19 protein-coding genes are annotated in these 23,487 nt (G+C 43.6%); 9 read left to right on the forward strand and 10 right to left on the reverse strand.

All coding sequences use genetic code 11. The annotated features are described in order from the left end of the window. Window positions 1-39 precede the first annotated feature (39 nt). A complete protein-coding gene (locus tag GJS45_RS21735; protein ID WP_162343996.1) occupies window positions 40-1,092 on the reverse strand; it encodes a mechanosensitive ion channel family protein in 1,053 nt (350 codons plus the stop codon). 165 nt (window positions 1,093-1,257) lie between these two features. Between GJS45_RS21735 and GJS45_RS21740 the strand changes: the two genes are divergently transcribed. Next, entirely contained in the window at window positions 1,258-2,889 is a 1,632-nt protein-coding gene (locus tag GJS45_RS21740) for a carbon starvation CstA family protein (RefSeq protein ID WP_162343997.1), read from the forward strand. A gap of 64 nt (window positions 2,890-2,953) precedes the next feature. Here the strand turns inward: GJS45_RS21740 and GJS45_RS21745 are convergent, their stop codons facing one another. Continuing rightward, a complete protein-coding gene (locus GJS45_RS21745) occupies window positions 2,954-3,535 on the reverse strand; it encodes a porin family protein (RefSeq protein WP_162343998.1) in 582 nt (193 codons plus the stop codon). Window positions 3,536-3,749: 214 nt separating this feature from the next. On the opposite strand from GJS45_RS21745, the gene GJS45_RS21750 reads away from it, so the two are divergent. Next, the gene (locus GJS45_RS21750; RefSeq protein ID WP_162343999.1) at window positions 3,750-4,517 is read left to right on the forward strand and encodes a hypothetical protein; all 768 of its coding nucleotides are present in this window, start codon (window positions 3,750-3,752) and stop codon (window positions 4,515-4,517) included. Between the two features lie 29 nt (window positions 4,518-4,546). Here GJS45_RS21750 and GJS45_RS21755 read toward each other — a convergent pair whose 3' ends face one another. The 4 genes from GJS45_RS21755 to carB form a co-directional block, all read right to left on the reverse strand. Further along, entirely contained in the window at window positions 4,547-5,674 is a 1,128-nt protein-coding gene (locus GJS45_RS21755) for a hypothetical protein (RefSeq protein WP_162344000.1), read from the reverse strand. 179 nt (window positions 5,675-5,853) lie between these two features. Next, window positions 5,854-6,420 carry a hypothetical protein gene (locus GJS45_RS21760; RefSeq protein ID WP_162344001.1) on the reverse strand — a complete coding sequence of 189 codons (567 nt, stop codon included), beginning with the start codon at window positions 6,418-6,420 and terminating at the stop codon, window positions 5,854-5,856. Window positions 6,421-6,505: 85 nt separating this feature from the next. Then, window positions 6,506-6,769, reverse strand: a complete 264-nt coding sequence (locus tag GJS45_RS21765) for a DUF4834 domain-containing protein (RefSeq protein WP_394366606.1) — start codon at window positions 6,767-6,769, stop codon at window positions 6,506-6,508. 188 nt (window positions 6,770-6,957) lie between these two features. Further along, window positions 6,958-9,777, reverse strand: a complete 2,820-nt coding sequence (carB, locus tag GJS45_RS21770; protein ID WP_162344003.1) for a carbamoyl-phosphate synthase large subunit — start codon at window positions 9,775-9,777, stop codon at window positions 6,958-6,960. Window positions 9,778-10,039: 262 nt separating this feature from the next. Here carB and GJS45_RS21775 point away from each other — a divergent pair, with 262 nt between their 5' ends. Continuing rightward, window positions 10,040-10,648, forward strand: a complete 609-nt coding sequence (locus GJS45_RS21775; protein ID WP_162344004.1) for a DUF4202 domain-containing protein — start codon at window positions 10,040-10,042, stop codon at window positions 10,646-10,648. Here GJS45_RS21775 and GJS45_RS21780 read toward each other — a convergent pair whose 3' ends face one another. The 3 genes from GJS45_RS21780 to GJS45_RS21790 form a co-directional block, all read right to left on the reverse strand. Next, entirely contained in the window at window positions 10,649-11,590 is a 942-nt protein-coding gene (locus tag GJS45_RS21780; protein WP_162344005.1) for a sugar phosphate isomerase/epimerase family protein, read from the reverse strand. Window positions 11,591-11,777: 187 nt separating this feature from the next. Then, entirely contained in the window at window positions 11,778-12,065 is a 288-nt protein-coding gene (locus tag GJS45_RS21785) for a hypothetical protein (protein ID WP_162344006.1), read from the reverse strand. Then, entirely contained in the window at window positions 12,062-13,804 is a 1,743-nt protein-coding gene (locus GJS45_RS21790; RefSeq protein WP_317165118.1) for a helix-hairpin-helix domain-containing protein, read from the reverse strand. Before GJS45_RS21790 ends, GJS45_RS21785 begins: the two co-directional genes overlap by 4 nt. A 287-nt stretch (window positions 13,805-14,091) precedes the next feature. Between GJS45_RS21790 and GJS45_RS21795 the strand changes: the two genes are divergently transcribed. The 6 genes from GJS45_RS21795 to GJS45_RS21820 all read left to right on the forward strand — a co-directional run bounded on the left by GJS45_RS21795 (window position 14,092) and on the right by GJS45_RS21820 (window position 22,054). After that, the gene (locus GJS45_RS21795; RefSeq protein ID WP_162344007.1) at window positions 14,092-15,681 is read left to right on the forward strand and encodes a transcriptional regulator; all 1,590 of its coding nucleotides are present in this window, start codon (window positions 14,092-14,094) and stop codon (window positions 15,679-15,681) included. Window positions 15,682-15,731: 50 nt separating this feature from the next. Further along, window positions 15,732-16,277 (forward strand): bifunctional pyr operon transcriptional regulator/uracil phosphoribosyltransferase PyrR, encoded by a 546-nt coding sequence (gene pyrR / locus GJS45_RS21800; RefSeq protein WP_162344008.1) that lies wholly within the window; start codon window positions 15,732-15,734, stop codon window positions 16,275-16,277. 7 nt (window positions 16,278-16,284) lie between these two features. Continuing rightward, window positions 16,285-17,208 carry an aspartate carbamoyltransferase catalytic subunit gene (locus GJS45_RS21805; RefSeq protein ID WP_162344009.1) on the forward strand — a complete coding sequence of 308 codons (924 nt, stop codon included), beginning with the start codon at window positions 16,285-16,287 and terminating at the stop codon, window positions 17,206-17,208. A 91-nt stretch (window positions 17,209-17,299) separates the two neighbouring features. After that, complete coding sequence (locus tag GJS45_RS21810; RefSeq protein ID WP_162344010.1) at window positions 17,300-18,667, forward strand: cystathionine beta-synthase; 1,368 nt, start codon at window positions 17,300-17,302, stop codon at window positions 18,665-18,667. Between the two features lie 40 nt (window positions 18,668-18,707). Beyond that, window positions 18,708-19,367 carry a DUF2189 domain-containing protein gene (locus GJS45_RS21815; protein ID WP_162344011.1) on the forward strand — a complete coding sequence of 220 codons (660 nt, stop codon included), beginning with the start codon at window positions 18,708-18,710 and terminating at the stop codon, window positions 19,365-19,367. Between the two features lie 146 nt (window positions 19,368-19,513). Beyond that, the gene (locus GJS45_RS21820) at window positions 19,514-22,054 is read left to right on the forward strand and encodes a hybrid sensor histidine kinase/response regulator (protein WP_162344012.1); all 2,541 of its coding nucleotides are present in this window, start codon (window positions 19,514-19,516) and stop codon (window positions 22,052-22,054) included. On the opposite strand, the gene GJS45_RS21825 is transcribed toward GJS45_RS21820, so the two are convergent. Next, window positions 22,051-23,415 (reverse strand): sigma-54-dependent transcriptional regulator, encoded by a 1,365-nt coding sequence (locus GJS45_RS21825; RefSeq protein ID WP_162344013.1) that lies wholly within the window; start codon window positions 23,413-23,415, stop codon window positions 22,051-22,053. The two genes, GJS45_RS21820 and GJS45_RS21825, sit on opposite strands and share 4 nt — an antisense overlap. Between the last annotated feature and the right edge of the window lie 72 nt (window positions 23,416-23,487).

The following is a 23,487-nucleotide window of genomic DNA, read 5'->3' on the forward strand; positions in this document are numbered from 1 at the left end:
ATAAAACCAAAATCTGCATTCTCCAAAATTTCAAGGTAATCAAAGGTCCTCTTCGGGCTCGATTTTTTCGAGAAGTACCCGGCTTTTTGGAAGGGATTCAGGGAAATTTGCTTGTAGGTACGCTAACATCTTTTCTCTTACCAAACACCTGAGGTCAAAGGCGGTAGGGCTATCCCGTGCACTCATCAGGCAGCGAATTTCGATCGTTTTTTCAGTATAATCGGTAACCTGCAAAACCTGAACTTTCCCATCCCAAAGGGAACTTTCCTCTAAAATCTCTTTGAGTTTTGTTTTTAGATTCTCTACGGGAATGGTGTGGTCCAGGTAAAGGAATACCGTCCCCCAAATAGCCGCGGTGGTTCTGGTCCAGTTTTGAAAGGGGGTTTCTATAAAATAATTGATAGGAAGTACCAACCTTCGTTGATCCCATATTTTGACCACTACATAGGTAAGATTAATCTCTTCTATTTTGCCCCATTCATTTTCCACCACCACCACGTCATCAATCCGAATGGGCTGGGTGAAGGCAATTTGAAATCCAGCCAGCAAATTGGCGATGGACTTCTGGGCTGCCAAACCTACGATTATGCCCAGAATTCCAGCCGATGTGAGCAATCCCGCTCCAATCTTACGGGCCGATTCAAAATGCATCAATATGGCAGAAAGTGAAACGATCACAACCACAATGATGAATAATTTTCGGATAAACGCCACCTGCGTGAGTATCCGTCGCTCTCTCAAATTATCGTCTTTATTGGAAGTCAAATTTTCTAAAAAGGCGTGCCGCATTACATTGGAGAGCTCAATGATGATCCAGGTAAGGTTGATAATTGCCAGCACGATAAAAAAGTCCTGCTTTCCAATATGCTCCAGGTTGGGAGGGGAAAAGAAAGGCTCAATCAGCGGAAAAATGGCAATAAAGAAGCCCCATTTTAGGGCATTGGAAAACTTTAGCATGGACCGTTTGCCTTTTTCCGACTTTGGCTTGTATACCAGCTGGGCTAATTTAGGGAATAGCAGCCACAAGAAAACATGACTAAATACCAGAATGCCTAGTGCTATTCCTATAAATATAAGGGTTTCTCTTTCCATGGCGAAAATGGGGGGCTTTGTGAGGAGAATCAGGGGCAGGATTAAAATTTCCTTTCTTAAAGCTTGGCTTTCATGCCAAAAACTGATTATTTTTTTAAATTAGGGTTTATTTCTGACGAAATCAATTTTCTGATTATCTTTAAGTAATTAATCCGAATCCATACCATGCAACTCACCCATCTATTTGTTTTTTCTGCTATCATATTGACTGCTGCCTATTTTATTTACGGGAAATACGTCTTTAAAAAATTTAAGATCAACAACGATAACCTCACCCCGTCGCATCGGTTAAACGACGGGGTAGACTATGTGCCTAGTAAACCTATAGTCGTTTTGGGTCATCATTTTGCATCCATTGCAGGGGCTGGACCCATAGTCGGCCCCATCATTGCGATTACGTTTGGATGGGTGCCTGCTGTCATTTGGATTTTAATAGGGGGGATCTTCTTTGGTGCGGTTCATGATCTTGGGAGCATGGTAGCCTCGCTTAGAAATGACGGCAAATCCATCGGTGTTATCATCCAAAATAACATCGGTAAAAAGGGGAAGCGGCTGTTCATTCTCTTTAGTTTTTCGACGTTGATTTTGATTATTGCTGTTTTTGCAGATATCATCGCCAAAACCTTTGTAAGTAATCCAGGCGTGGCTTCGGCTTCAATCCTGTTTATCATCCTGGCGGTTTTATTTGGTCTGGTGACCAAATGGACCGGCAATCGAAAGAAAGCCTTTTTAATAGCCTCTGTTGTGGGGGTGTCTTTGATGTACTTTTTTGTCTACCTGGGCATGCAGATTCCCTTTGTCCTTAATTACCAGGTATGGATTTATATTCTACTTATCTATGCTTTTGTAGCCTCTGTTACGCCGGTGTCCATGCTGCTACAGCCAAGAGACTATCTTAATAGTTTTTTGTTATATGGTTTAATTCTGGCGGCTATCGTGGGGGTTTTTGTAGCCAATCCAACCATCGCCATGGATACCAAAGTATACGTGTCCGATGAAAACCTCGGGTATCTTTTTCCAGTTCTTTTCGTTACCATTGCCTGCGGTGCCATTAGTGGGTTTCATTCCTTGGTTGCCTCCGGAACCACTTCCAAACAACTTGACAAAGAGACCGATGCCAAATTGGTTGGTTTTGGGGGAATGTTGATCGAGTCGTTTTTGGCAATTATCTCGGTAGGTGCCGTTGTGGTATTGACCCGCTCGGATTACTTGTCACGGCTGGGAGCAGAAGGACCGGTACCTTTATTTGCAGACGGATTGGGAGCCATCATTTCTTCCATGGGGATATCCGAAACGTTTGCAGTAGGATTTGTGGCCTTGACCGTGTCGGCATTTGCCCTGACCACCCTGGACACCTGTACCCGTTTGGCCAGATTCACCCTTCAGGAATATTTTGAAGATGTAAAGCAGCCTGTTGGTAAGAAAATTTCTCAAAACCGATACATTTCCACCGGTGTAGTGGTGGTGCTTTCTGTTCTTTTGCTAGGCAGTGGTGGTTTTGCCACGCTCTGGCCTATCTTTGGATCCGCCAATCAACTCCTGGCGGCTTTGGCACTTCTGACCATATCCGTGTGGTTAATCAAGAAAAAGATTAACCCGACCTTTGTGACCATTCCCATGTTTTTCATGTTTACGGTGACCTTGAGTTCACTGGGGCTATTTGCCTGGCAGAATTTTCAGAAAGATGCGTATGTGCTATCCATCATTGCAGCCATTTTGTTTGTCCTTTCCTTTGCCCTTATATTCCTGGCCAAAAAAAGTTTGACGAAAGAAGCGGAAGTAAAAGAACTGGTCTAGTCGTCCGCGAATAGACCAGTTCTCATAACACTAAGTTTTATAAGAAAATGGTGGACGAAGATCATCAAAATAACCTGAACCCAAGCGAGACGATCAGCTGATTTTGTCGCTGGTCTGTTTGTACCTGGGGGAAGGTATTCACAGAATTAGATAGCGCCCCTTCGTATTTCAGATCCATCAAAAAGTTACCAATATCTACGCCGACTCCTGCCTGGTAGCCATAGGTGAATTCTTCTTTTGGCGGTATGATTTTTTGCCGGGTACCATTATCGGCTACCATGTCTCCATTGATCAGGTAACTGGCAACTGGTCCTGCCTGAAGCCGTAAAACTCCTCCCAATTTCACTCCTATCATTAAGGGGATGTCTAACCGATCGAAGGAAACGTCATAATTAAAGGAGTTGTCGGAAAAGGAGCCACCGGTATTGGTATACAGTACCTCCGGTTGAAGGAAAATAATGGGTAAATTAATCCGGGCAAATGCTCCTAAATGGTAGCCCATTTTGGAATCCTCTCCCTGGAAACCGTCCGTCACGTGTACGTCTCCTTGAGAAACACCAAATTTTGGACCGATGCTGAAAACCTGTCCCTTTACTTCTCCTAACAATAACCCGGAGAAAAGAATTGCAATTACTAAATTTTTCATCTGTTAATGCTGGTTAAAATAGTTAATGAATATTCTTGCCCTGATAACTAATTTTGTGCCATTTTTAGTATTCCTGCTTTCATTTTTTTCTAATTTTGACCTTTTAGTTTGGAAAAAGTGTGAACAATGTATGGTTTACATACGTTACGGCGTTGTTTCTCGTGACGTTGGTAATTAGCAGAAGAAAAATTCGAGCCGATTAAAATCCTATTGCATGAAATTTTTAATTAACAAGCTTGCCTTTTATGGGCTACTCATTGGGGGGCTTTATGCTTGTTCAGTGCCTGAACGAGAAGATCCTTTTGTAGGACTGGCGGCTGCCAGGTGGGATGTTGGAAAATCAGCTAACTTTTTATTATCTGATGATCGGTTTACAAATTTGGAGCTGGAAATTGTTTACATGGAAGGATATAAGCCAACGGATTACCTGATGGAATCCATGGTTGAATTCCTTCAGGAAATAACGCGCAAACCCGGAGGTATTGAAATCATAGAAAATGAAATACCTGCGGAGGGCCAGGAATACTATTCCACCCAGGATATTGGTGATTTGGAGGACCGGTATCGCGAGTGCTATAATGAGGGAAATACGTTATCGGTGTTTTTTTTAGTAGTAGACGGTTCTTTCATGCCGGATGAAGAAGGATTTTTCACCATAGGAGCTGCTTACCGAAATACAAGCATGGTTCTATTTGGAAAGAGAATTTCCGACAACTCCGGGGGATTCGGAAGACCCTCCAGAGGAACACTGGAAACTACCACTGCTTTGCACGAATTGGGTCATCTTTTGGGATTGGTAAATGTCGGAAGTGAAATGGTCACCCCACATGAGGATCAGGGAAAGGAATATCATTGTGACGATGACTCCTGTTTGATGTATTGGGCAGTAGAAACCAGCAATGTATTACGATTCACCCCACAAACCATTCCCAGGCTGGATGAAAACTGCCGAAAGGACCTACGCGCCAACGGAGGAAGGTAAATTCCCCCCGATGATTCGGGGGGAAGGGTTCAAAATTGGTTAAAAGGACTTGTTTCTTTTTTAACAAATCTCCACGCCAATCCTACATTGAGGAGGTAGTCGGCAAAAGCAGCATCCCCGTGGCGGTAATTATCAGGGGTAGTCGCCGCAATGTCCGTTACGCTTCTCGTTCGGTTTCTGTGCAAGGCTACCGGCACATTCAAGTTAATCGTAAAGTTATTGATCATGTAACTAAAACCGGGCTCGATTGAAATTACATACCCGGGTCGTCGGAATCCTTCATCTCCACCAAAAAGGTCCTTGACAGGAACTCCTTCTACCCGTCCCCCTAAAGACATCCCTAATCCGTGTACAAAGAGAGACTTAAAGATTCCGGCCCTAAAGGCAAATTGATCGGGAACCGCCATGATGGCTTCATTCGATAAAACGGGGCTTAAGGTTTCCCGAAAGGTACGAGTGCCATTCGTTGTTCGGGGATTGATGAGGTAGAAGCCATCGTAATACAGGACGAACTCTTTCCCTAAAAAGCGAAGGCCCTGGGTGTCCAAAATGAGTCCGAAACCGCCGTCTCCAGGCTGAATGGATTGATCTACCGGTCTTCTTTCCTGACTTCCAGACTCGCTTACATTATAGAAGGTGCTTTTCGCATTATAATTTCCGGTGGGTAATTTTATACTGGCTCCAATTGCCATGTTTCCATTTGTGGCTTTGTCACCACTTAAGAGCCAATAACCTGCCCCTATTCTCATATCCGCTATTCCCTGCGAGTAGCTGCTGTGCCTTTCGGTTCTGCCATGTTCGTATAAGGAACTTCTCTCATTGTAAACAAAGGGTAAGGATACCAGTCCGTAAAGCCGATTAGTAAACGCATAGCTGATGTTCAGGTCCACCGAATGGGACCAGTTAATCACTTCTGTGTTGTTGGTAACACGGTCGGGCTCTTCATGCGAACCCTTAAAATGCCTGAAAGAGCGGAAATACCGGTAGTTTGTGAGTACATTCCATTCCCCTTGTTGAAGGAGTTCTCCCTGGTTGAGGGAGTTGCCAATTCCTGAGAACTGCCGGATGGCTACGCATCCCTGGGCATTTACCCTTATCTCTGACAGAAAGAGCAAGATAATGGTGCAAGAAATAAGTAAAGAATATTTATTTTCCATTGGTTAAGTGCATTAGCGTAAAATAGTAATTTAATGATGGGCACCCACATGTGTTTCCTATCGTTTGTCGCTAGAGCTTTCAGCCAAAAGCGTTGTTGTTACCAAACAAGCAGTAGCCGGGCCTTAAGACAATTGATCGAAAGACCGGGTTTATCGGAGAGGTAAGAAGAAAGAAAATTTTATTTCAGGTGGTGTGCCAGTGGTGCAAAAAATGCATTCCAGGGTGGAGGAGTAGGTAATTGAAGGAAAATTTTATCCCAAATAGACGGAAGTAATCCTTTCCAATGGTGTTGGCTTAAATCGGGGATCGAAAAATGGGAGGAAAAAAGCGATAGGAGGTAGTCCTTGACCGAGGGTTGGCTGATTATTTTATTCTGCTCGCTTGAATTGGTGGTTTCCACCAGGGATAATACCCACTGTTTGGTATTTAATTCCAAAATGATTTTCGCCCGATCGGGTACATAAACCAGTTCGAAGGTGTCATTAATAAATCTTTTTTTGATGGCCCGATAGGCTTTTCCGTCCAGTTTGAAAGGGATATTAGCCAGCTGAAAGCCTTCTTCTTCGAATGAATAGGGGAGCTTCATCGGGATTTTCATGACCCGTTTTCCATCGAAAGATTCATGGAAGACCCTTTGCACCCAATCCTTTTCAATTTTGTATTGATACGCGGCATAGAAGGCATAGAACCCAAAATGGTAACAGGTAAAACACCCTAAGAGCAGTATGGCCACGAATTGCTTCATTCCTATCTAAAACTATCAAAAAATTGGGAATAAAGTAGGGATTTTTTTTGCGGATTAGAATAAATTCAAAAAATACGATCTGTTGTTAATCTTTTACTTCCTCATAATCGATGTAATCGCCACCAGAAATGTTTCCGGATGATCCTTTTTTCTGGTCGCCAGGCACGAAATCCACGTTTACGTTTCCGTCCTTCGGTTTATTTTTTTTTCTAGCTTCTTCCCGCTGAGCAGCCTGAACCTGATCAGCAAACTTTTTAAGTTTGCTATTCAGGAAGTAACGAAGCAGACTTGAAAATATCCAACCCAGCGCAATGAAGAATATAATAATCTTTAAAATCATGGTAACCAATTTTGAAAATCCAGTGATTGAAAAGGGACTGATACGTTATCCCCTTAATCTCCTAACGGAAATTTTCATTTCACCATTCAATATTAAAAGAAAAAAAATAGAAATACCAATTCGGTTTTCTCCCGAGCGTAGTAAAAAATAGCCCGGCCTCGGGTAAAGGAGGCCGGGATTTAGAGACGCTGCGAACATTACCTGCTCAGGTAAAGGTTTCTCTCAGCATAGATTTTAAGAAAGTAATCATCCATCAAATCATCGATAAAATAAATAGCTTCTCCCGTTGATTTCATTTCAGGTCCCAGTTCCTTGTTGACATTTGGGAATTTATGGAATGAAAAAACCGGTTCTTTGATGGCATACCCTTTTTTGATGGGGGCGAAATCGAAATCCTTCACTTTCTTCTCTCCCAGCATCACCTTAGTGGCAAAGTTAACATAGGGTTCCTGATAAGCTTTGCAGATAAAGGGAACCGTTCGGGATGCCCTGGGATTTGCTTCGATGACGTAAACTTTGTCGTTTTTTATGGCAAACTGAATATTAATCAGGCCTTTGGTTTCCAGGGCTAAAGCAATTTTCTCGGTAAAGGTTTCAATTTGCCGGATGACCAGGTCCCCGAGATTATAGGGAGGCAGTACGGCATACGAGTCGCCGGAATGGATTCCAGCTGGCTCTATGTGTTGCATGATTCCGATGATATAGACATTTTCTCCGTCGCAAATAGCGTCAGCCTCGGCCTCAATGGCACCTTCCAGGAAATGATCGAGCAGTATTTCATTATTAGGAATGTCTCGTAGCACGTTTACTACATGCTGTTCCAGCTCTTTTTCATTGATAACGATCTTCATTCCCTGGCCACCCAGCACATAAGAAGGTCTTACCAATAGGGGGAATCCTAATGTTTTGCAAAGCTCCAGTGCCTCGTCTGTGCTGTGAATGGTGCCAAATTCGGGGTAAGGAACTCCGTTTTCTTTGAGTAAAGTCGAAAATTGTCCTCGATCTTCTGCCAGGTCAAGCGCCCGGAAACTGGTGCCCAGAATGGGTATATTGTATTTATCCAGCTTTTCGGCCAACTTTAGCGCCGTTTGTCCTCCCAATTGCACAATGACACCAACGGGTTTTTCATGGAGAATGATCTCATAAATATGTTCCCAAAATACCGGCTCAAAGTAAAGCTTATCCGCAATGTCAAAGTCGGTGGAAACCGTCTCAGGGTTACAGTTTATCATGATGGTTTCATAGCCGCATTCCTTTGCTGCCAACACCCCATGGACACAGGAGTAGTCAAACTCAATTCCCTGACCTACGCGGTTAGGGCCTGAGCCCAAGACTACTACCTTTTTCTTATCAGAAACTTCGGATTCGTTTTCCTCACCGAAGCTGGAGTAGAAATAGGGGGTTTGGGCTTCAAATTCGGCAGCGCAGGTATCTACCAATTTGAATACCCGGCGAATACCCATTTCATCCCTTCTTTTGTTGAAGACCTCACTTTCCAGGCATCCCAGTAAATGGGCTATTTGCCTGTCTGCATACCCCTTATGCTTTGCTTTTTTCATCAGTTCTGCATCGATGGTCTGCAGGGTTTCTTTTCCCAGCGTGATGTCCAAATGCACCAACTCCTCAATTTGCTTCAAAAACCATTTGTCAATTTTGGTCAGATCTTGAATAGTCCGGAAGGAAATTCCAAGTTTAAAGGCATCGTAAATGTGGAATAACCTGTTCCAGCTTGGGTTGGCCAGGCTATATAGAATTTCTTCCTGATTTTTCAGTTCCTTACCATCCGCTCCAAGTCCATTTCGTTTGATTTCCAGTGATTGACAGGCCTTTTGAAGGGCTTCCTGGAAGTTGCGGCCGATGCCCATTACTTCCCCGACCGCTTTCATGGAAAGCCCCAGTTTTCTGTCGGACCCTTTAAATTTATCAAAATTCCATCGTGGAATTTTCACGATTACATAATCGATGGCTGGCTCAAAAAAGGCGGAGGTGTTTCCGGTGATAGAGTTTTTCAATTCGTCCAGATTGTACCCTATGGAGAGTTTGGCTGCTACTTTAGCAATGGGGTAGCCCGTTGCCTTAGAAGCCAGTGCGGAGGATCTGGAAACCCGGGGATTGATTTCCACACCAATGATGGTTTGGTTGTCCGGGCTCACGGCAAACTGAACATTGCATCCGCCGGCGAAATTACCAATGCCTTCCATCATGCGAATGGCCTTGTTTCTCATTTCCTGATATACCGTATCTGGAAGCGTCATGGCGGGGGCAACAGTGATTGAATCTCCGGTATGTACACCCATGGGGTCAAAGTTCTCAATAGAACAGATGACCACCATATTACCGATATTATCGCGCAATACTTCCAGCTCGTATTCTTTCCATCCAAGAATACTTTGCTCTACCAATACCTCGTGGGTAGGGGAGGCCTGCAGGCCAGCGCTAAGTGCTTTTTCAAAATTTTCCGGACCGTCAACAAACCCTCCTCCGGTGCCTCCCAGCGTATAGGAAGGTCGGATGACCAGGGGAAAACCGATTTCCTGGGCAATTTCTTTTCCCTGAAGAAAGGAAGTAGCTGTTCGCCCAATGCAAACGTCTACGTTTAACTTTTCCATCAATGCCTTGAATTTTTCCCTGTTTTCAGCAGTTTCAATGGCATCTATGTCTACGCCGATCATTTTTGTCCCGAATTTTTGCCAGATTCCTGCCTTGTCACAATCAATGGCAAGATTGAGTGCTGTCTGTCCGCCCATGGTCGGCAATACACAATCAATATCCGGATGCTCTTTCAAAATCTGAACGATGGATTTTTTCTCCAAAGGCAACAAGTAAACATTGTCAGCCGTCACCGGATCGGTCATTATGGTAGCCGGATTGGAATTAATTAGGGTTACTTTGATTCCTTCTTCCCGGAGGGAACGGGCTGCCTGGGAGCCGGCGTAATCAAATTCACAGGCCTGACCAATGATGATGGGCCCGCTTCCGATGATGAGGACATGTTTGATGCTACTGTCTTTTGGCATGCTTGATGGTTTTAGAAGTGCTTTACTTTTGGCTAAATTGGTGCAAAATTAAACAAATTTATTAAAGATGCACGGAAAACCCCCGCCCGTTTCATAAACTAATATCGCTTCACTTTGCGAAATACCGTTTAGGCCGTTACTAAATCAAATGGGTTTTCTTTTTATAATGACCCTACCAAGGTTGCCAACCCGTGAATTGCAAGGGACTGTTGTGAAATGCAGTGCTTGTTTGTACATTTATTTCTCCAACGACTAGTAAACTATGAGTGAATCTAACGAATCCCGGTTTAAAAACACCATCAAAGATATAGATGCCGTCAATGCACAGGATCCTAATCAGGAAATGGTAAACGGCAAATCCATTGCCAAAGAATTAATATACGGCATACGCATGTCCGAGATGTTGATGGAAACCTATCCGGATGCCGAGGAAAGCTTGCGAGTGGCCGCCCGATGTCAACATATTAGCCGCTGGTCGATTCCCAGGGAGGATTACCCTATGGATAGAAAAGGATACCTGCTTTGGCGAACCAAACTCAAGCAATTTCATGGAAAAATGGCAGGTGAAATCATGTTAGCAAACGGTTATTCCCAGGAGGAAATTCGTCAAGTAGATGACTATCTCAATAAAAGAAGGCTGAAAACGGATCCTGGGGTTCAGGCACTGGAGGATGTGATCTGCCTGGTGTTTTTGAAATATTACTTTGAAGCATTTCACCAAAAACACCAGCATGAAGAACCCAAACTGATTGCCATTATTCAGAAAACCTGGAATAAAATGTCTGAAAAAGGAAGGCAAAAAGCCCTTACCCTGAACCACTCCGCTGCTGCCAATAAGGTGCTTTCAAAAGCCCTGGCCGATGAAGCCTAATCAGGACATTATTTGCCGGTAGGTCATTACATCCTTTTCGATGGCAGCTAAAATTTCCTTTTTATCCATTGTAGGAGAGGAGTCTCCATGCTCTGCCCCGCCCAGATCGTATTCTACATGGAGTATTTTGGGCAGACTTCCCGTAAACCCCTCGTGTTCCATCAGTAGCTGGAAGTTTACATTTCCTTTACCCAACGGTACATTTACGGGCTGATCCTTTTTGTTGGATGGATTGCCCCAAACAAAGTCTTTGAGGTCAAAACTTCTGATTTGATCGCTTATCAGGTGAAAGACGTTTTCGTAGGACTGGTAACCCTCTACCTGGGAATGCCTCAAGTCAAACTGCACCCCGATATGATCCGGATCAATGCCCTCCAACAGGTGGTAAATTTCCCATACCGACCCTCCGATTCTTTTCCCCGCGTGGTTTTGGTAGTGTCCGGTTACACCATGTTTGGCATGGAGTTCTGCTAACCGTCGCATCTCCCCGTTAAGCCTTTTAAGCTCCCCTACAATATCTTTTGAGGTAAATGAGAGGTACCCCATCCGGTAATCCTTTATTCCCTCTCCAGCCAGTATCCGTAGAAACTCGTCCATTTGGTTCATTTGTCTCACATTCATATCGGTGGTGAGGACCGGCCTATTCAGCCCCAGGCGCTCACTTTCAGCGACAATAGCCGGTAATTTTTTTGATAATTCATCTTTATCAAAAAAACCATTTTTTCTAACCGGAAGGTCTATTCCCTCAAAACCCAGGGTCTTCACGGTATCCGGCAGCTCGCTGAGGGGGAGCCATTGAAGAACTTTGGTGAACAGGTAAAACGGTCCCGGTGCCCGCATGTGGGAGAAAGGCTGGGAGATCGCATTGGCATTAACTCCGGGCAAGATCAAACCGGATCCGGCCGCCCAAAAGATTTTTTTGATGGAAGTTCTTCTTTGCATGTTAGGTTATTTGGCTGGAACACATTTCTAAGTGGTTCAAGGTAGGGTTTTGAGAGAATTACCGCAAGAATTTTATGATAAAATGGTCTTCTTGGCGAGGCGGAAATATAAATTTCCAAACTGCTCAAATGGATTTGGATTTAAGAAATTCTCTCGGATAAAGCTGATGGCTATGCTAGAACTACGATCAAACCAAAACGAAAAATAAAAAGGCCACCCCCAGAACCAAAACCATTTTTTTTGCTTTTTCCTTTTGAGCGGGATCCAGATTTCTCGCTCTCAGGACCAATACGGACAGGCTGATTCCTAAAAGCTGAAAGGCCAATCCAATCCCCGTAAAATAACTGCCATAGGCGGTTCCGGGTAATTGCCAGGCAAGAAGCACCAATGGCACCATACAGAAAAGAATACCAGCCAACCCGGCTAAAAAGGAGCGGGTCAAATATGTTTCCGCCTTGTTTGTGGGTCCTTTCATAATTTATTTTTTTTGCGCGCTTCAAAATAGCGGGACAGTTCTTTTGCTGATTTGGTATTTAGGGTCATATCTTTGGTTAAACCGCCCTTTCTTCCTACGATTACCCCGTATTTCATATCATTGACTCCCTCATTTTCATGCGCATCCGGATTAATACTCAGCGTCACTCCTTGCCCCATCGCATACCTGACCCAACGCCAATCCAGGTCAAGGCGCCAGGGATTGGCGTTGATCTCGATGACTACCTGGTAGTGCGCACAAGCATCAATGACTGCCCGATGATCAATAGGGTAGCCTTCTCGTCGAAGTAGCAATCTTCCGGTAGGGTGTCCCAGGATGGTGGTGTGAGGATTTTGAATAGCCCTAATCAATCGCTCGGTGGCCTTTTTGGAGTCCATACTTAAACCGGAATGGATGGAAGCTACGATGTAATCAAAGCTGGCCAGTACCTCTGCGGAGTAATCCAGGCTGCCATCTGGGAGGATGTCACTTTCGATGCCTTTAAAAATTCGAAAGGGAGCGAGACTGGCGTTCAGGCGGTCTATTTCTTCGTGCTGAATTCGGATCCGGTCCTCGTCCAGCCCATTGGCATAAAAGGCAGAGCGGCTATGATCCGCGATCCCCAGGTACTCGTAACCGGCGGATTTGCAGTACGCTGCTAAATCTTCCAGTTTATTCTTACCATCACTGTAGGTCGAATGGTTGTGGAGGGGACCTTTTAAGTCCTCTAGCGTTACTAATTCGTCCAGGGAATGATCTTGCGCCCATTCCAATTCTCCGTTTCCTTCTCGCAAGTCTGCCGGAATAGGTGGCAATCCTGCACTGGCGTAAGCTTCCTCTTCTGAGGAAAAGTTTTTTTGGTAAAAATGTTCTCCCAGGGTACTGTTCCCTTCCACCGGGTGCAGCAAGTGCGCGGGGCTGGAAGTCAGTAGGAGTTTTTTCCGAATAAATTTATCTTTTTCGGCCAAAAGCAGGATTACCTGCAGTTCCATTTCTTTCCATTCGCCCTGCCAGCGAAATGGGCTGCACAGGCGGTCATCCCGGTGCAGCTCCTCTATTTTATCAATCTTTGTGAGGGTATCTTTTGGTCGGTCGGTTCCAATTAAAAAGGTCAGTTCCTCCACGATTTCGGCCATTTTACCGTAAGCTCCCACTGCGGCTACGGGTTCATTTTCCAGTGCCTTTTTCAATGCAGCCATAACGAAGGCTCCTTCGGCATCAATGTCTGCATACAGCCACTTCCCCTTATTGGCAGCATTAAATTCCAGTTTCTGAATGATGCTTTCCTGGGTTTTTGCTCCAAAACCCTTGATTTTAGCCACCTGGCCCGATTGGCAAGCCTCCATCAGTTCATGGGTAGAAGTGATTTCCAATTCCTGCCACAGGGTTTTGATCTTTTTAGGCCCCAAGCCCTTTATTTTAAGAAGTTCTAGGATTCCCGGTGGGGTCTTTTCCAGTAGTCCGTCAAGAAAGGGATGCGTTCCGCTTTCCCGGATTTGGACGATGGCTTCGGCTATGCTTTTCCCGATTCCAGGTAATTCCTGCAACTGGGCTGGATTCAGTTTTTCCAGGGATACCCCTTCCCTTTCAATTCCGGTGATAGCGGACTGGTACCCCCTGATTTTGAAGGCGTTCTCCTCGTGCAGTTCCATTAACTGCATGGTAAGCTGCAACGTTTTGACGATTTCTTTGTTATTCAAGGCTTGGTTGGTTCTGATGGCTTCGCTACAAATGTCCACAATATTTGTTTTAAAATAAAATCAATAGTCTTAACTTAAGAGGGATTTTAAAACACCAGGGAGGAGATTTCGCCTAATTTATGGATGGATTAACAATAAGCCCGTTTCTATTCTAACCTCATTGGCTTTTCACAGGTTTAACGAAATGGTTTGATTCGGAATGTGGAAAATACCAATAATAGTGAATTCAGAAGAATGGGTTTGTGTTTAACAGGATAAATAGGTTGTTGAATCCTTAGAAAATTAATAATCGCCAACGTGCTGAAATGTAGCATAAACCTACTTATATGAATAGTCGTTTTCTCGTTATTTTCCTTGCTCTCCTGTCGTGGAGCTCTTATACGATAGCTCAGGTACAGTTTACCCAACGTCTGGAAGTAGATACCCGATGGTCGGAAGACGATTTTTTTGTGTTGCCAAGGGAAAATGGAATGGTGGCGTTTCGAATGAAATCAGAAACCACTTATGGAGGTAAAAATATTTTCGAGTATGTGGTGGGCGATTTTCAGTTAAGGGCAGATTCGCCCAGGCAGATAAAGCTAGAGGGATTTTATGAACTGGTGGGATTTGACCTGGATGGGGATTTTCTGTACGTATTGTTTAATAAAGGCTCCCAATACGGTTCTGAAAAAGCCATTTTTGAGATTAATTTGGAAAACCAAACGATGCAGGAGTTAGAGCTGAATAGTATCCTGGAAATGGAATTGCAGGATTTCCTGGTCTTTAATAAACAGGCGGTTTTCATGGGCAAATATGACTACCGCCCCGTTATTCAAATTTTCGATATATTGAGTGAAGAGGTGATTACGGTACCGGGGCTATTTGAAAAAGATGCGAAAATTTTACAGATGAGAAAAGCCCCTGAGTTAAATGTGTTTGACGTGGTGATCAGCAGTCGGGATTTTTACAAAAAAAAGATCGTCTCCATTCTTACGTTTGACATCAATGGCAACAAACTACGGGAAGTTACCATCGACGAGTTGGGAGACCCCTCAATGGAAATTGTGGAGGGATTACTTACTTCCTCTCATCAATACAAACAAGCACTTATAGGGCCCTACGGATTGAGAAAAAAGGAAGCCTACCAGGGACTGTATTTTACGAAAATCAATGAATTTGGAGAATACGAAAACAAATTTTACTCCGTTTCTGATTTTGAAAATTTTTTCAACTACTTGCCGGAGAAAGCCAGGGAGCGCAAACTCAGGAGGGTAGAAAGAAACCTGGATCGAGGGAAACAGATACCCATACGAAACGTGGTAGTCACCCGGGAAATCAATAGCTCGGACGGGTACTACCTGGTTTACAACGACCATTTTATTTCCTCTTCTTCCCGTTACATTCCCAGAGACGGCATGTATGCCAGTAATTTTTACCGTCTAAATCCCATGATGGGCGGCTACGGGGGATTATACAACCCTCTTTGGATGGATCCCCGATTCAGGAGTAGTCAGGTAAGTAATCAGTACAAATACCTTGCGGCTCAGTTTATTTTATTCGATGAGGAGGGGAATATCGTTTGGGACAACAGCCTGGATCTGGATAGCGATAGCAAAACCAGACCGGTAAAATATGGGGAAATCAGCTTTGATGGAAGAAGCCTGTTTTACATGTATTTGGACGAGGAGATGTTGATGTTAAGCCAGATAAAGGATGGCGAGGTAGTTATCGAAAACGAGCCCTTTGAATTGGAATTAATCGATGAAAATGAACGAATTGCCGATACCAAAGAAAATAGCCTGCAGTTACTGTGGTGGTATGATGATTACTACTTGCTGAGTGGAAAGCAGCGAATCCGTTATCAAGGGGAAGATGGGAGAGCTGAAAGCAGGGAAGTCAACTTTTTCACAAAAATTAAAGTAGAGGATTTCATTTAAGGCGGGAAGGCTCATGCAAATAATCCCTATATTTGCTCCAAATTTCAATCATGCAGAAGAGACTTGTTCTTGACCAAACGCAGCTATCCATTACCATCAGTAGGTTTTGTCATCAATTGATAGAAAACCATGATGACTTTGAAAATACGGTACTTCTGGGGCTCCAGCCCAGGGGGGCATTGGTGCTGGATAGAATCATCCAACGCATGCAGGAAATCCAACAGGTTTCGCTGAGATATGGTCACCTGGATGCCACTTTTCACCGGGATGATTTCAGGAGAAGGGATCTTCCGCTGAAAGCAAACGAGACGAAGATCGATTTTTTGATAGAAAATAAGAAGGTGATTTTGGTAGACGATGTACTCTACAAGGGAAGATCCGTAAGGGCAGCCATGGATGCCATGATTGCCTTTGGGCGCCCACAGAAGGTAGAATTAATGGTTTTGATTGACCGGAAATATACCCGTGATTTCCCCATCAAGCCCGATTATTTTGGCCGTCAGGTCAATACACTTGAAAGTCAGTATGTGAGTGTCGAGTGGCAGTCTCAAGGATATCCTGAAGATGCCATTTGGATCACTGAAAAGGAACAATAACAGCCCTATGCAGCAGCTCAGCACCAGACATTTACTAGGGATAAAAAATCTCAACCAGGAGGATATTCAGTTGATTTTTGAAACGGCAGATAGTTTTAAAGAAGTGCTGAACCGACCTATTAAAAAAGTACCCTCGCTCCGGGACATCACCATCGCCAATGTTTTTTTTGAAAACTCAACCCGTACCAAACTGTCCTTTGAACTGGCCGAAAAAAGGCTTTCCGCCGATGTGGTCAATTTTGCTTCCGGGAGTAGTTCGGTGAAAAAGGGAGAAACGCTTATCGATACGGTAAATAATATTCTGGCTATGAAAGTGGACATGGTGGTCATGCGGCATTCCAGTCCCGGGGCACCCCATTTCCTGTCCAGGCATATCCGGGCAAATATTGTGAATGCGGGAGACGGTACGCACGAGCACCCCACCCAGGCTTTGTTGGATGCCTTTTCTATCCGGGAGAAATTAGGCGATGTGGCAGGAAAGAAAGTCGCCATTATCGGAGATATTCTTCATTCCAGAGTGGCTTTGTCCAATATTTTCTGCCTGCAAAAACTAGGAGCAGAGGTGATGGTTTGCGGACCTGCTACCCTGCTGCCGAAATACATTCGGGATCTTGGCGTTCAGGTAGAGCAGGAAGTGTTTAAAGCACTTCAGTGGTGTGATGTAGCCAATGTATTAAGGATTCAGTTAGAAAGACAACAAATAAAATATTTTCCTTCGTTAAGAGAATATTCATTATACTACGGAGTGAACAAGAAACTGCTGAACCGGCTTGATAAAGAAATCGTCATTATGCATCCCGGCCCTATCAATAGAGGAGTGGAGCTGAATTCAGACGTAGCCGATTCGGAGCATTCCATTATCCTACAACAGGTAGAAAACGGAGTAGCGATACGAATGGCAGTATTGTATCTTTTGGCCGGACTGAAGTAGTCGGTTTCATCCGGTACGGACCCTATTTATTACCTTTGAGTCTATATGGCTGGCTCTTTTTTGTTAAATTGCTTTAAAAAAATACAAGTGCATGATTTATAACTCGATCATAGATACTATTGGGAATACCCCCTTGATCCGTTTGAATAAGATTAATAAGGGAATAGCAGGGGAGATATTGGTGAAAGTGGAATATTTCAATCCCGGGAACTCTATGAAAGACCGGATGGCAATAAAAATGGTGGAGGATGCTGAAAAAGAGGGTATTCTAAAGCCTGGGGGGACCATAATTGAAGGAACCAGTGGAAACACCGGGATGGGACTGGCGCTGGCAGGCATAGCCAAAGGCTACAAATGCATATTTACGATGGCTGACAAGCAATCCAAGGAAAAAATTGATATTTTGAGAGCTGTAGGGGCGGAGGTGATTGTATGCCCGACCAATGTCGCTCCGGATGACCCAAGATCGTATTATGCCGTCGCCAGGAAACTGAATGAGGACATTCCCAACTCCTTTTATCCCAATCAGTATGATAATCTTTCCAACTGGAAGGCTCACTACGAAACCACCGGTCCGGAAATCTGGAAGGATACCGAAGGTAAGATCACCCATTTCGTTGCTGGCGTAGGGACCGGGGGGTCCATGTCAGGATCTTCCAAATACCTGAAGGAGCAAAATAAGGAAATGGTTTCCATCGGGATTGATACTTATGGTTCGGTATTTAAGAAATACAAAGAGACGGGGGAGTTTGACGAAAATGAAGTTTACCCGTATATGACGGAGGGAATAGGGGAAGATATTTTGCCCAAGAACGTTGATTTTTCAGTTATTGATCATTTTATCAAGGTTACGGATAAGGATGCGGCCGTCATGACCCGTCGGCTTTCCAGGGAAGAGGGGCTATTTGTGGGCTGGTCCTGCGGTTCCGCTGTTCATGGAGCATTGGAATATGCCCGAGAAAATCTAAAAAAGGGGGATGTGATGGTAGTGTTACTCCCCGATCATGGTACGCGGTATTTGGGGAAAGTCTACAATGATGATTGGATGAGGAACCACGGATTTTTGGAGGATAAAGCCTATGGTACTGCCAGAGATATCGTAGCGGGCAGAAATGAAGCCTATCAGCTCGTAGTGGTCCGCAAAGAAGATAAAATCAGGGATGCGATTGCCCTTATGAATGAAAAAAGTGTTTCCCAGATTCCGGTGATGGAGGATGGGCAGGTAATAGGAAGCCTGACCGATAATAAGCTGCTGCTTAAAATTATTGAAAATCCGGAGATCAAGGATGCCTCGGTAGAAAAAGTGATGGAAGACTCCATGCATTTTGTGGCGTTGGACAGCACCCTGGACGTGCTTTCGTCCATGGTAGAAAAAGAAAAGGCCGTGTTGGTGAGGGATGAAGCCCACCGGGTCCATATCATCACGAAGCATGACATACTGGAAGCAATCACCCGATAGCATTACGCATTACATAAAAAAACCAAATTAGGATAAAAAAATGGACAAAAACCACCTGGAATCAATTATTGCGAAGCCCTATGAATTTGACATAAAGGAGGCTTTCATTCAGGGCTGGGAAACTTTTAAGAAAGTAAAAGTATATTCCATTTTGTTCACCCTGCTAATATTATCCATCCAATTTTTTTTCATGGTTTATGCCAGGGATTTTTTGTTCGTTTTCTCGTTATTTATGGCAGGCCCTCTTTTTGCTGGGTTTTACCTGGTAGCCAATAAGGTTAGTTTGAATGAAACAGTGAATTACCCGGATTTTTTTAAAGGCTTTGGGTATTATATTCCTGTTATATTGGTTTGGATTATTGGTCAGTTTTTGACGGTGTTGGGCCTATTTGCCCTGTTGGTACCTGGAATTTACCTGATGGTGGCCTATATGTTTGGGGTACTGATCAGTATTTTTGCCGGATTGGATTTCTGGAATTCGCTTGAATACAGCAGGAAAATAATCCACAAGCAATGGATGAATTTTTTCGTTTTTGGATTAATATTGGCTATTGGTAATATTGCCGGAGCATTTCTTTTTGGCATAGGATTGGTGGTGACGGTGCCGGTAACGTATTATGCTATTTACCATGTATTTGAGTCCATTACGCAGCAATCCACCACCGACGAAGTAGCTGAGGAAAACCTGATTTCCCCCTAATGAAATCGTAAGCGTAATAATGGAGAGCGCGTATAAAACCAGCTTCATTTTCAGGCTGTTAAATACAAAAATCCGCATTTTATGGTTACATTTAAGCCCTTCTGTACGACAAAGGTCACTAGTGCTTCGTTTAATTAGCCATGTCTATGAGATTTAATACAAGAATTAAAGTTATTTCCGGGTTTTTTCTGGTTACCTGCCTGATAGTAGGAGCCGGGGTGATTACCATTTATAGTGTTGACCAGTTACTTGATTCGGTAGAATCGCTTTCCGAGCCCAACCAGAAACTACGCAACTTAAATAAATTACTAGCAGATATTTATCAATTGGATAAATCCAGAAGTGTTATTTCTGAGGAAGATTCCAGTGAAAATGTTAATTACTACCGCCAAATTCAGCAGGAAATCAGAAAACTGGAAGCCATGGTGGCAGATTCTGCTGAGATGAATCAGGTAAAGCGTATTGACTACAGCGTGAACGAGCTCATGGTGGTTTACAAAGGGTTGGAGGATGTGAAAAACAACCTTTACAACAGGAATTTCAGTAAAGAAGCCCTGAATAACATTGAAAGAAAGATAAAAAGAAAAGAAGAGTTAAGCAGACTGCAAAGCCTGGGAAAAATCAGGATTGGTATTAATCCAGGTTCGAGCTTGAATCCTCCTGCCGGGGAAAAAAAACCAGATAGCACAGAAAGAGAAGGGACTTCTAGTGAGTCATTGGCTGCGGGTGGCAAACAAGACATGGAAAAGATATTGGCCATGTTACGATTGAATTTGAACAGGGTAAATCCCGAAAATGCCCAACCGCTTTTCGGCTCGGATTCTATTATTTACACGGTGCGCCAAATGGTGCTCGATATCAACAACGAAGAGCAATTCCTGAGATCCAGGTTAAGAGAGTTGGAACAGGAACTCAATGAAAAAAACCGAGCACTCATCATCAATATTCAGGCTATCGTTACTTCATTACAAAACGAGGCACTCCTTAAATCCAAGGCAGAGAATGAATCTGCCTATGCGCTTACTTACAACTTTTCCTTTCTTTTAGGGGTCCTCATTGTGGTAGGAGTGATCGGCTCTTCTGGTTTTATTTTTAGCATTGTCCGTGAAATTAAGAAATCAGAGACCTATCAGGAAAAGTTGACGGAAGCCAAAAAGAAGTCGGATAACCTGGCCAGAACCAAGCAAGATTTTCTAGCCAGGATGAGTCATGAAATACGTAATCCATTGCATGTTATTCAGGGATACAATGAGGCTTTGTCAAAAACTTCTCTGGATCAAGAGCAGCAGGAGTATGCTAAAATGATTCATTTTGCTTCGGGTACCCTTTTGGGGATCGTCAATGATATATTGGATTTCTCCAAACTTGAAGCGGGCAAGATAAAAATTGAAAAAGGAATCATTGATCCCTTACCTTTTTTTAAGAACCTGCATTCCTTTTTCCGTCAAAAAGCCCTTGATAAGGGCCTTTCGCTGGATTTTTCCATTTTATTACCAAAAGGAAAGTTTTTTCTGGGTGATGAGCTACGACTGAACCAGGTCATGACCAACCTCCTATCTAATGCCGTAAAATTCACTGAGAAAGGGAAGGTGCAGGTGCGGGTTTCTTGTGATAAAAAAGGAAATCTGGTAGTTGAAGTGAAAGATACAGGCCTGGGAATGTCCCCTGAGTTACAACAAAACCTGTTTCGGGAATTTAACCAGGGAGACGGAGGTATTTCGAGAAAATACGGGGGGACCGGTCTGGGTCTGGCCATCGCCAAAAAACTGGTGGATTTGCAAGAAGGAAAGATAAGGGTTTTCAGTGAACCGGGAGTTGGAAGTCATTTTATCGTTTTTCTACCGACCACACTATTGGATAAAAAAGAAGATACCGTGATTCCGACCATGCAGATGGAGCGAATGGAAGGGCTTCGGGTACTACTGGTAGACGACGATCCATTGGGTCTCCAATTAGCCGGATTGTTGTTAAAGGGACTAGGGGCTGAGGTGATTTCTTTTCTGGGAGGGATCGAATTCGAGAAGAATTTCAAAGAAGAAGATTTTGATCTGGCATTGGTAGATATACAGATGCCTGAAATAGATGGTTATCAGGTCCTGGCCAGCCTTAAACGTCGGGAAAAATACAGTCAAATACCGATCTTAGCGATCACTGCAAATGTATTTGCCAAAGAAAAACAAGACTTACTTAAGGAAGGGTTTGATGATATCATTCTCAAGCCTTTTACAGAGGCAGAGTTGATCGGGAAAATAACGGCCAGCCTCAAGCCTGGTGCAAGAAAAGCCCCACCACCCTTGGTTGACTCCCCCGTTACTCCTGCAACAGGGTTAAAGGGAACTACCAGTAGTTATGATCTTTCTGAAATCAAAAAGTTTTGCATGGGAGACGAGGAATTGTTTAAAGATATTTTGGAAGGTTTCTACACTCAAACGGGATTAGACCTCATTCGCATTAATAAGGCATCGGATGAGAAAGACTACCCGAAAATCCAAGCGATTGCTCACCAACTCTCTAGTCGACTTGGGCAGCTAAAATTTAAAGAAAGAAGGATAGCGAAAACGATTGAGTCCAAACTTAAAACAGGAGAAACCGATGGGATTCGGGAGTTAGTTTGGGAACTGACAGAAAAAATAAGCCCACTACTCGAGGACCTGGCAGAGCGATTTGGGTATGCACTGGCCGATTAGTCCAGTCCGTATTTTTCAAGTTTGTTATACAAGGTTTTCCGGTCCATATTTAGCACTTTTGCGGCTTTGGATTTATTGAATTTGGTTTCTTCCAGGGTTTTTAGTATTAATGATTTTTCCTGCTCTTCGAAAGATGACTTCAAATCTCTGGCGGAATGAATGTCCATGATGGAAATGGCCTCGCTCTCTAATAACTCTGATGGAATCACTTCTGGTTGGACCAATCCTTCGCCGGTTAACAAGACGGCTCTTCGAATGATATTTTTAAGCTCCCGAAGATTTCCTGGCCAGTGATATTCCATGAATATGTTCTCTACCTCCGGGCTAAATCCGGTTACGTTTTTTTCAAGACTGTCATTGCTTTTTTCCAGAAAAAGCATGGCAAAAAACTGAAGGTCTTCTTTTCTTTCTCGCAAGGGTTGAGCTCTTAGGCTGAATTCGTTTAGTCGGTGAAAGAGATCCTCTCGAAACTGCCCTGATTTAGCTAATTCCTGCAAATCTTCGTTCGTGGCTGCTATTATTCGGACATCGATGGAAATATCTTTATTACCACCTATTTTTCTTATTTGCCTCTCCTGAATGGCACGCAAAAGCTTAATTTGAATTTCGTAGCTAAGGTTTCCTATTTCATCCAAAAAAATGGTCCCTCCATTCGCACTTTCAAAATGACCTGTTTTATGATCGATAGCCCCGGTAAAGGCACCCTTAACGTGTCCAAATAACTCACTTCCAGCTAGTTCCTTGGATAAAGCGCCACAATCTACCGCTACGAAAGGCCCATGGGCTCGTTTTGATTTTTGGTGAATCCTTTTGGAAATGTATTCTTTTCCCGTTCCACTCTCTCCTAAAACAATGATGCTTAAATCGGTAGGAGCGACCAATTCAATGTGCTTTTCAATCTGTAGCGCCTGTGCACTTTGGCCGATTTGATAGGATAGATCAACTGACTCCGATCGGGGAGGGGATGACTTTTTCTCTGGCGTGACGGCTTGTTTCCGAGGGTCCTTTTTTAGAGCCTGCTTAACCGTAAGTAGTAGTTCATCTGGATTAATGGGTTTGGTAATGTATTCGAAAGCCCCCATCTTCATGGATTTTACGGCAGTTCGAATGTCCGAATAATTGGTAATGAGTATGACAGGGATCGTTGGGAAATAATGTATGACCTGATCCAACACCTCCATCCCGGTACCATCCGGCAATCTATAGTCCGTAATGACCAGATCAGGATTAGTTCTTTCTAATGACTGCAGCCCTTCCGTCACTTTAGTACTGCTGGTAATCTCATACCCATTTTTTTCCAAAAAGTTTTTTATGATTTTTGAATAGGTCAGATCGTCTTCTATCAGAAGTATTTTTGCCATAAAGTTCCATCCAGATATCGTTAAATATAAAATAAAAGCACCGATTTTGCAATCAGTGCTTTTTGGTAAACG

Origin of the sequence: Cyclobacterium salsum (assembly GCF_010119245.1) — a bacterium.
Classification (GTDB): Bacteria; Bacteroidota; Bacteroidia; order Cytophagales; family Cyclobacteriaceae; genus Cyclobacterium; species Cyclobacterium salsum.